The sequence below is a fragment of the Nocardiopsis prasina DSM 43845 genome (assembly GCF_000341265.1).
Lineage (GTDB): Bacteria > Actinomycetota > Actinomycetes > Streptosporangiales > Streptosporangiaceae > Nocardiopsis > Nocardiopsis prasina.
Genome location: NZ_ANAE01000106.1, coordinates 1 through 8,476, shown reverse-complemented (window position 1 = coordinate 8,476; position 8,476 = coordinate 1). Strand labels below are relative to the sequence as shown.

Here is an 8,476-nt window from a genome sequence, read left to right as displayed (position 1 = left end):
CCCCCCCCCGCCGCTCGCTGTTGGTGAAGGTGCCGTCGGACTCGCACCAGGCGGCGCTGGCCGGAAGCACCACGTCGGCGAGTTCGGCGGTGCGGGTGAGGAAGATGTCCTGGACCACCAGGTGGTCCAGGGACCGCAGCCGTGCGGTGGTCTTGTGCGTCTCGGGCTCGGACTGGACGGGGTTCTCGCCGATGACGTAGAGCGTCCTCAGCTCGCCCTCCTCCATGGCCTCGAACATCTGGGTGAGGTTGAGGCCCTTGCGGTCCTGGATGGGGCGGCCCCAGGCCTGCTCGAACGGGGCCCTGACCTCGGCGTCCAGGATGTCCTGGAACCCTGCCAGGCGGTCGGGGATGGCGCCCATGTCGCCGCCGCCCTGCACGTTGTTCTGGCCGCGCAGCGGGTTGAGGCCGGAGCCGTGCCGCCCGACGTGTCCGGTGAGCAGGGACAGGTTGATCAGCGAACGCACGTTGTCGGTGGCGTTGTGGTGTTCGGTGATGCCCAGGGTCCAGCACATCTGGGCGCGTTCGGCGCGGGCGTAGGTGTGCGCGAGTTCGCGGATGGCCTCGGCGGGGACACCGGTCTCGGCCTCGGCGGCCGAGAGCGTCCACGGCTCCACCAGCGCGCGGTACTCGTCGAGCCCGCTGGTGGCGCGCTCGATGAAGGACTCGTTGGCCAGTCCGGCGTGCAGGATCTCCCGGCCCACGGCGTGGGCGAGCGGGATGTCCGTGCCCACGTTGAGGCCGAACCAGCGGTCGGCCCACTCCGCGGTGGGGGTGCGGCGGGGGTCCACGACGAAGAGCCGGGCCCCGTTGCGCACTCCCTTGAGCACGTGCTGGAAGAAGATCGGGTGGGCGAAGCGGGGGTTGCCGCCCCAGATGACGATGAGGTCGGTGTCCTCGATCTCCGCGTAGGAGGAGGTGCCGCCGCCGGAGCCGAAGGCGGCGGACAGGCCCGCGACGCTGGGGGCGTGGCAGGTGCGGTTGCAGGAGTCGACGTTGTTGGTGCCGACCACGACGCGGGTGAACTTCTGCGCGACGAAGTTCATCTCGTTGGTGGCCCTGGCACAGGAGAGCATGCCGAAGGAGTTGGGTCCGTGGCGGTCGACGCCCTTCCGGAAGCCGGCCGCGGCGCGGTCGAGGGCCTCCTCCCAGCTGGCGGGGCGGAGTTCTCCGTGTTCGCGGACGAGGGGTCGGGTGAGTCGGTCGAGGGGGTTGGAGTGGTCTGCGGAACGTCGCATGTGGCCTCGCTCGGGGTTCGTGGCCTCAAAGGGAATACTGTATGCAATGTTGGTGAAACGGGCAATGGTACGGGGTTGTGGAGGCGCTAGACCAGCGCGGGTTCCGACACCCGCTGATTGAGCAGGCCGGCCACGGCGTCGACCGCGCGCAGGGTGGGCGCGGGGGCGCCGGTGAGGTCGGCCAGCTCGACCACGGCGGACAGGATCACGTCCAGCTCCATCGGGCGGCCGCGTTCGAGGTCGTGCAGGGTGGAGGTCCGGTGGTCCCCGGTCCGTTCGGCGCCCGCGAGCCTGCGCTCCACGGAGACGTCGGTGCGCACGCCCAGCCGGGCGGCCACGTCCAGGGTCTCGTTCATCATGGTGCGGGCCAGGTCGCGGGTCGAGCGGTGGCGGCAGATCTGCGCCATGGTCGAGCGGGTGAGCGCGCTCAGCGGGTTGAAGACGATGTTGCCCATCAGCTTCACCCAGACGTCCACGCGGAGGTCGGGCACGACCGGGCACTTGAGCCCGCCCGCCGTCATCGCCTCGGAGAGGTCGCGACAGCGCCGGGAGTCGGAGCGGTCCGGCTCCCCGACGGAGAACCGGGTGCCCTCGATGTGCCGGACCACCCCCGGTTCCACGATCTCGGTGGCCGCGTAGACCACGCAGCCGACGGCGCGCTCGACGGGGATGGCGCGGCTGACCGCCCCCGCCGGGTCCACGCTCTCGATGCGATGGTCGGCGAGCGGCCCCTCCACCCCGTGGAAGTACCACCAGGGGATGCCGTTCTGCGCGGCGACCACGGCGGTCGCCGGTCCCAGGAGGGGGCGCAGCATCGGTCCGCAGTCGGCGTAGTGCTGGGCCTTGAGGCCGAGCAGGACGGCGTCCACGGGGCCGATCTCGGCGGGGTCGTCCGTGACGTGGGGGCGTGCGGTGAAGTCGCCACGGGGGCTGAGGACCCGGACGCCGTGCTCGCGCAGGGCGCGCAGGTGGGCGCCCCTGGCGATGAGGTGGACGTCTGCTCCGCCGCGATGGAGGGCGGCGCCCGCGTAGGCGCCGATGGCTCCGGCGCCGAGGACGGCGATGCGCATGAGGACTCCTTCCTATTCCATACTGTATACAGTATGCTCACTTGCACCCGTCCCCTCACCACGGCAGGGAGAGAAGGAATGCCCGACTCGGGTGCCTGGGAAACTTCTCCGCTTCTTCGTGACCGCCGCCCCTCCGGAGACCACACGCCCACCCCGTGGCCCCGGGCGCGCGAGCTGGCCCGGGAGGTCGGCGCCGCCGCGGGCACGCCCGCCGAGGACGTGCCCCTGACCGAGGTCCGGGGTGCCACCCTGGCGGCCGACCTCGTCTCCGCCATCGACGTGCCCGTCCTGGACAGCGCCGCCATGGACGGGTACGCCGTCTGCGGCGAGGGGCCCTGGCTCGTCCTCGGGCGGTCACTCGCCGGTCACCGGGGGCCGGTCGTGCGCCTGAACCCGGGAGAGGCGGTGGAGACGGCCACGGGCGCCGTCGCGCCGGACGGAACCACCGCCGTCCTTCCCTACGAACACGCCACCCTGGCCCCCTGGGAACCGGAGGGCACAGGGGGAATCGGTGATCCGGCTGCCGGAGCCGACGCCCCTTCCGCGCCGGACGGTGCACGGCTGCTGTACGGCGAGGTCGCACCCGGGCGGCACCTCCGCCGCAGGGGCGAGACCACCCTGGCCGGGACGGTGACCGCACGGGCTGGCAGCCCCGTGACCCCCGCGCTCCTGGGGCTGGCCGCCAGCCTGGGCAACGACTCCCTCCCGGCGCTGCGCCCGCGCGTGCGCGTCCTCGTCACCGGTGACGAGGTGGTGCATGAAGGGGTGCCTCGCCCGGGCGCCGTCCGTGACGCCATCGGCCCGATCCTCCCCGGGCTGGTGGCCTGGGCGGGCGGCCGCTGTGAGCCCCCCGTCGCGGTGGCGGACCGCGCGGGTGCCCTGGAGGAGCGGCTGGACGCCGCGTCGGGGACGGACACCGTGGCCGTCTGCGGCTCCTCCTCGGCGGGCCCCGCCGACCACCTGCGCGCGGCACTGACCGCCCTGGGTGCGATCTTCGCGGTCGACGGGGTGGCCTGCCGTCCCGGCCACCCGCAACTGCTCGCCGTCCTGCCCTCGGGGGCCGTGGTCGTCGGCCTTCCCGGTAACCCCGGTGCCGCCTTCGTGGCCGCGCTCACCCTTCTGGTCCCCGTACTCAGCGGGCGCGCCGACCGTCGGGACCCCGCGCACACCGGAAGGCGGGTCCGGCTGGTCGGTGACGTTCGGCCGCACGCATCCGACACCCGCCTGCTCCCGGTGCGGGTCAGCCGCGACCTCGCGGTGGAACTACCCGCGAGCGGCTCCGCCGATCTGCGCGCCGCCGCCGTGGCCGACGCGCTCGCGGTGGTCCCGCCCGGCCGGGTCCCCGGCCGCGTCGAGCTGGTCGGCCTTCCCGTGTGACCCACGCACGCACCGAACTTCGTACACTGTCTACAACGACCACCGGATTCGGGAGACTCCTCATGTCCTCGCAGGGATTGAACGCCGTAGCGGGACGCATCCAGCGCCCGGTTCCGCTGCGCGAGGCCGTCTACGAGGCGATTCTCGACCTGATCACCACCCGGGCGCTCTCACCGGGGCAGCACCTGGTCGAGACCGAGCTGGCACGCACCCTGGGGGTCTCGCGCCAGCCGGTCCGCGAGGCCATGCAGCGGCTCAGCAACGAGGGCTGGGTGGACCTGCGGCCCGGCTACGGGGCCTTCGTGCACACCCCCACCGAGAGCGAGGCCGACCAGCTCCTGGCCGTGCGTGCCATGTTGGAGGCCGAGTCCGCGCGGCTCGCCGCGGAGAACGCCTCCGACGAGCAGATCGGCCAGCTGCGCGACCTGGTCTCCACCGGCCGCGCCGCAGCTGAGCGAGCCGACACCGACGCCGTGGTCAAGGCCAACGCCGACTTCCACCGCACCGTCACCGAGGCCTCCGGCAACCGGGTACTCGCCGAACTCGCCGCGCAGGTGGACCGCCGGGTCCGCTGGTACTACGCGCCCGTGGCCCGGATCCGCGGCTCCGCCTCCTGGGACGAGCACGAGCAGTTGGTCGAGGTCATCCAGCGGGGCGAAACGGCTCGCGCGCGCGAACTCATGAGTGAGCACACCGAACGCACCCGCCGTACCTACCATGAGGAAGTCGACGGCACGCGGCCCTGAGATGGTGACGGGTCTGACCACCCACCCTGGAAGCCTCACCCCTCAGGGGTCGTTGTAGGGTTCGAGTACCTGAGACTCCGGACGAGGGGCGCCGTACCCGGTCAAGACAAGACGGCGCGAACCACAGTTCGTACGTCTTGGAGGTAACAGGTCATGGCCTGGATCGTTCTCGTGATCTCCGGTCTTCTCGAAACCGCGTGGGCCGCCGCGCTCCACGCCTCACAGGGCTTCACCCGCTTGTGGCCCTCGGTGATCTTTGGTGTCACCCTCGCCCTGAGCATGGCCGGTCTGGCGTTCGCGCTGCGCACCATCCCGCTCGGCACGGGTTACGCCATCTGGGTGTCCATCGGTGTGGTCGGTACCGCGCTCATCGGTATGTTCTTCCTCGGTGAGGGCTTCAGTGTGCCCAAGGCACTGTGCCTGATCGCCATCGTCGCCGGCGTCGTCGGCCTGAAGGTCCTCCACTAGTCACCCGCCCGCCCGGGCCCGGTGCCCGGGCGGACGGCCCGCCCGCTGTTAGGGTGCCCGCATGACTCAGGGATCCCTGGCCCAGTGGGTGGTCAACGCCGTCGACCCGCTCGCCCTCGCCCGCTTCTGGGCCTTCGTGATCGGTGGTGAGGTCGAGGCCCGGTCGGACGGCTGGGCCGTTCTCCACGGAGCCGACGGCCAGCCCCGGCTGTCGTTCCAGCCGACCCCGGAGGCCAAGGCCCGCCCCAACCGCGTCCACGCGGACGTGGTCGTCGACGACCTCTCCGCGTCCGTCCGTTCCGTCGTGGAACACGGCGCCACCCCTGTCGGGGAGGTGGTCACCGATGAGGAGGGCTCGTTCCAGGTTCTGCGTGACCCCGAGGGCAACGAGTTCTGCCTGGTCAAGCCGGACGCCGACGGCTTCTGACCGGCCCCTTCCCCTACCCTCGGGCGAGGCGGTAGCGGCTGCCGTCGTCCTCGCGGTCCAGGAACCCCTCCTCCACCAGGTAGCGGCGCAGGGCGGAGGGGTCGTCGAAGCAGGTCAGGATCGCCGTGTTCACCTGTTTCTCCGTGTACTCCAGCTCCGGGGCGAACAGGCGCTCGGCGATACGGCCGAGGGCCGCCAAGCGGAGGTCGCGCTTGGCGGGCATCGAGGTGAGCCGCCCTTCGTGGAAGAGCGCGTCCACGGGGTCGGTCGTCCGGGTCACGTCCTTGTGCTCGCGCATGGCCTCGGTGAAGACCCCGGGCACGGCGACGAGCCGCGCGCCCTCCTCGCGCACCAGACCGTCACGCACGAGCCGCGCCAGGTGCTTGGCCGTCCCCCGGACCTCACCCCGGTCGAGCCCCTCGGGTCCGGCGGTGACGATCCGTGCGAACAGCGACAGCCGTTCGGGGGCGGCGAGTGACGACACGAGCTGGGTGGGGTGCGGCACGGCGGGTTCCTCGGGGCAGAGCGAATGGATTCCGCCACCGTAGGGGCCGCGCCGCGACCCCGGCCAGTGATTATCCGGTCAGGCCCGCTCCAGGATCTCCTCCACCACGCGGCCCACCCCGTCCTCGAAGCTGGACGGGGCCACCCTGAGACCCAGCGCGGGATCGAGCAGGTCCCGGTGCCCGCTGCTCATCGCGTACCCCGAACCCGCCCAGGTCAGCGCGGAGCGGTCGTTGGGCATGTCCCCGAAGGCCACGACCTCCTCGCGGTCGACCCCCCAGCGCTCGCAGAGCATCGCGAGCGTGCTGCCCTTGTTGACCCCCGCCGCGCTGATCTCCACCAGGCCCGCCCCGCCCGAGTAGGTCGGCTCGGCGAGCGTGCCCACGGCCGTCACGGCCGCCTCGTACATCTCGTGTACCGGGTACTGCTTGGACCGGGCGATGAGCTTGGTGACCGGGGTCGCGGCGGTCAGCAGGGCGTCGGTGCCGTCCAGCACCCCCTTGACCCACTCGGCCCGAATCCACGGCTCCAGGTGGTAGTCGGTGTCGTGGTAGAAGTCCGTGCCGGTCTCCACCCCGAACCCGAGGCCCGGCAGGGAGAACCGGAGTTTCTCCACGATCGTGCCGGAGGTGTCGCGGTCGATCGCCCGCACCAGCGGCTCCGCCTCCCCGGGCAGCTGGGTGTGGGCGCCGTTGCCGCAGACCACGGCGGCGCAGTCGAACATGGCGGCGAAGGGTTCTGTGGTGCGCGGCGGACGGGCGGTCACGATGACCACCCTGACCCCCGCCTCCACGGCGGCGGTGAGGGCTCGGTGGTTGCGGGGGGAGACCTGGCCGTTCTGGTCGAGGAGGGTTCCGTCAAGGTCGGTGGCGATCACACGAGGAAGGACCATGGGCACATTATGGCGTCGGGGAGTGACGGTCCCGGAGGGGCCCCACCCCCCGGGACCACCGGCCGTGGCGCCGCCAATTCCTGGCTTGTGGGGGGCCAAATGTTGCGAAAACCGGGTTACCCGGATGAGGGCCACGGGCATCCCCAGCCCGGGTTCCGGGACGGAGCACGCGTGCGGAACCCCGACCCGTTCTGACGCCGTACCCATGGAGTAGGCATGTCCGAGAACAAGGTGGTTCTGGAGAGGGAAGCCCAGGAGTTCGCCGACGCCAACGCCAACGAGCCCTTCATCTACCAGCTCCCTCCCGAACAGGGCCGGGACATCCTGGAGGGCGTGCAGAGCGGCGAGGGGGTGCCCAAGCCGGAGATCACCGACGAGTGGATCACCATCGAGGGCGGGCCGACCGGCCAGGTGCCGATCCGGATCGTGCGCCCCGCGGGCGCCACCGGCGTCCTGCCGGTGATCCTCTACGTCCACGGTGCGGGCTGGGTGTTCGGCAGCTCCAACACCCACGACCGCCTGGTTCGTGAACTGGCCACCCGCACCGGTGCCGCGGTGGTCTTCCCCGAGTACGACCGCTCACCGGAGGCCAGGTACCCGACCGCGATCGAGCAGAACTACGCGGCCGCCCAGTGGGTCGTGCGCCACGGCGCCGAGAGGAACCTGGACGGCGGCCGTATGGCGGTGTCCGGTGACTCGGTCGGCGGCAACATGGCCACCGTGCTGGCGCTCATGGCCAAGGACCGCGGTGACGTCTCGCTCAGGGGACAGGCACTGCTCTACCCCGTGACCGACGCCGACTTCGACACCGGCTCCTACCACCAGTTCGCCTTCGGGTACTTCCTGAACAGGGACGGGATGATCTGGTTCTGGGACCAGTACGCCCCGGACCCCGCACAGCGCAGGGAGGTCTACGCCTCCCCGCTGCGGGCGTCGCTGGAGGAGCTGCGCGGCCTGCCGCCCGCGATCGTGCTCAACGGCGAGGCCGACGTTCTGCGTGACGAGGGCGAGGCCTACGCCCGCAGACTCCGCGAGGCCGGGGTGCCGGTGACCGCGGTCCGCTTCCAGGGCATGATCCACGACTTCATGATGGTGGACAGCATGCGCGACACCCACGCGAACCAGGCGGCCCTGCTGCTGGCCAGCGACTTCCTCAGCGACGTCCTCGGCACCCGCTCGTCGGTGCCCCGCCAGCAGGCCGCGCGGTCCACCGGCGCCGGGGTTCGCTAGGGCGTGCGTCGCGCGTCGGAGTGACGTGTCCGACGAGGGTGGGCGCCCGCCGCCCACCCCCGTTCCCGGCGCGGCACGGTGCGCTCCGTTGGAACGTCTCACACGACAGGGGTCGAGCATGAACATGTTCACGCGCGGTTTCCAGGGTCGGCGCGGCGCCGAATCCGACCGCGTTCCGCCAGGGCAGTACCAGACCGACGACTTCCCGGTGCTGAGCGCGGGCCCCACGCCGCGCGTCGACACCGACGACTGGGCCTTCACCATCACCGCGGAGACCGGAGCCGCCCACAGCTGGACCTGGGACGAGTTCATGGGGCTGGCCCAGGAACGGCCGCACGTGGACATCCACTGCGTCACCCGCTGGTCCAAGCTCGACACCGACTGGGTGGGCGTCTCCCTGGACACGCTGCTGGCGGACGTGGAGAGCGCCGCCGACCACGCACTGGCCCACTCCTACGGCGGCTACACCACGAACCTGCCGCTGGAGGACCTCACCGACGGGCAGGCGTGGGTCGTGCACACCTT

At 71.7% G+C, this 8,476-nt stretch carries 10 protein-coding genes and 1 riboswitch; of the genes, 6 read left to right on the top strand and 4 right to left on the bottom strand.

Annotated elements, in window-relative coordinates; translation table 11 throughout:
* Together D452_RS28025 and D452_RS0109705 are read right to left on the bottom strand one after the other, a co-directional pair.
* A partial coding sequence (locus D452_RS28025; protein WP_017543955.1) for a molybdopterin oxidoreductase family protein occupies positions 1–1,237 on the bottom strand: 1,237 nt, incomplete at its 3' end.
* A gap of 86 nt (positions 1,238–1,323) precedes the next feature.
* Positions 1,324–2,307, bottom strand: coding sequence for a 2-dehydropantoate 2-reductase (locus tag D452_RS0109705; RefSeq protein ID WP_017543954.1), 984 nt, complete (start codon positions 2,305–2,307; stop codon positions 1,324–1,326).
* 78 nt (positions 2,308–2,385) lie between these two features.
* Between D452_RS0109705 and D452_RS0109700 the strand changes: the two genes are divergently transcribed.
* From D452_RS0109700 to D452_RS0109685, 4 genes are all read left to right on the top strand, one after another.
* Entirely contained in the window at positions 2,386–3,684 is a 1,299-nt protein-coding gene (locus D452_RS0109700; RefSeq protein ID WP_017543953.1) for a molybdopterin molybdotransferase MoeA, read from the top strand.
* Between the two features lie 62 nt (positions 3,685–3,746).
* On the top strand, positions 3,747–4,430 hold the full coding sequence (locus tag D452_RS0109695; RefSeq protein WP_017543952.1) for a GntR family transcriptional regulator: 684 nt from the start codon (positions 3,747–3,749) through the stop codon (positions 4,428–4,430).
* A gap of 55 nt (positions 4,431–4,485) precedes the next feature.
* A riboswitch (guanidine-III (ykkC-III) riboswitch) is annotated at positions 4,486–4,551 on the top strand.
* 32 nt (positions 4,552–4,583) lie between these two features.
* Positions 4,584–4,898, top strand: a complete 315-nt coding sequence (locus tag D452_RS0109690; RefSeq protein WP_017543951.1) for a DMT family transporter — start codon at positions 4,584–4,586, stop codon at positions 4,896–4,898.
* 61 nt (positions 4,899–4,959) lie between these two features.
* Complete coding sequence (locus D452_RS0109685; RefSeq protein WP_017543950.1) at positions 4,960–5,325, top strand: VOC family protein; 366 nt, start codon at positions 4,960–4,962, stop codon at positions 5,323–5,325.
* Between the two features lie 13 nt (positions 5,326–5,338).
* Here the strand turns inward: D452_RS0109685 and D452_RS0109680 are convergent, their stop codons facing one another.
* Entirely contained in the window at positions 5,339–5,830 is a 492-nt protein-coding gene (locus tag D452_RS0109680; RefSeq protein ID WP_017543949.1) for a DUF2087 domain-containing protein, read from the bottom strand.
* 78 nt (positions 5,831–5,908) lie between these two features.
* Positions 5,909–6,721: an HAD family hydrolase gene (locus tag D452_RS0109675; RefSeq protein ID WP_026129142.1), complete on the bottom strand. Its 813-nt coding sequence runs from the start codon at positions 6,719–6,721 to the stop codon at positions 5,909–5,911.
* A 216-nt stretch (positions 6,722–6,937) separates the two neighbouring features.
* Here D452_RS0109675 and D452_RS0109670 point away from each other — a divergent pair, with 216 nt between their 5' ends.
* On the top strand, positions 6,938–7,951 hold the full coding sequence (locus D452_RS0109670; protein ID WP_017543947.1) for an alpha/beta hydrolase: 1,014 nt from the start codon (positions 6,938–6,940) through the stop codon (positions 7,949–7,951).
* 118 nt (positions 7,952–8,069) lie between these two features.
* On the top strand, positions 8,070–8,476 hold a 407-nt coding region (locus D452_RS0109665), incomplete at its 3' end, for a molybdopterin-dependent oxidoreductase (RefSeq protein WP_017543946.1).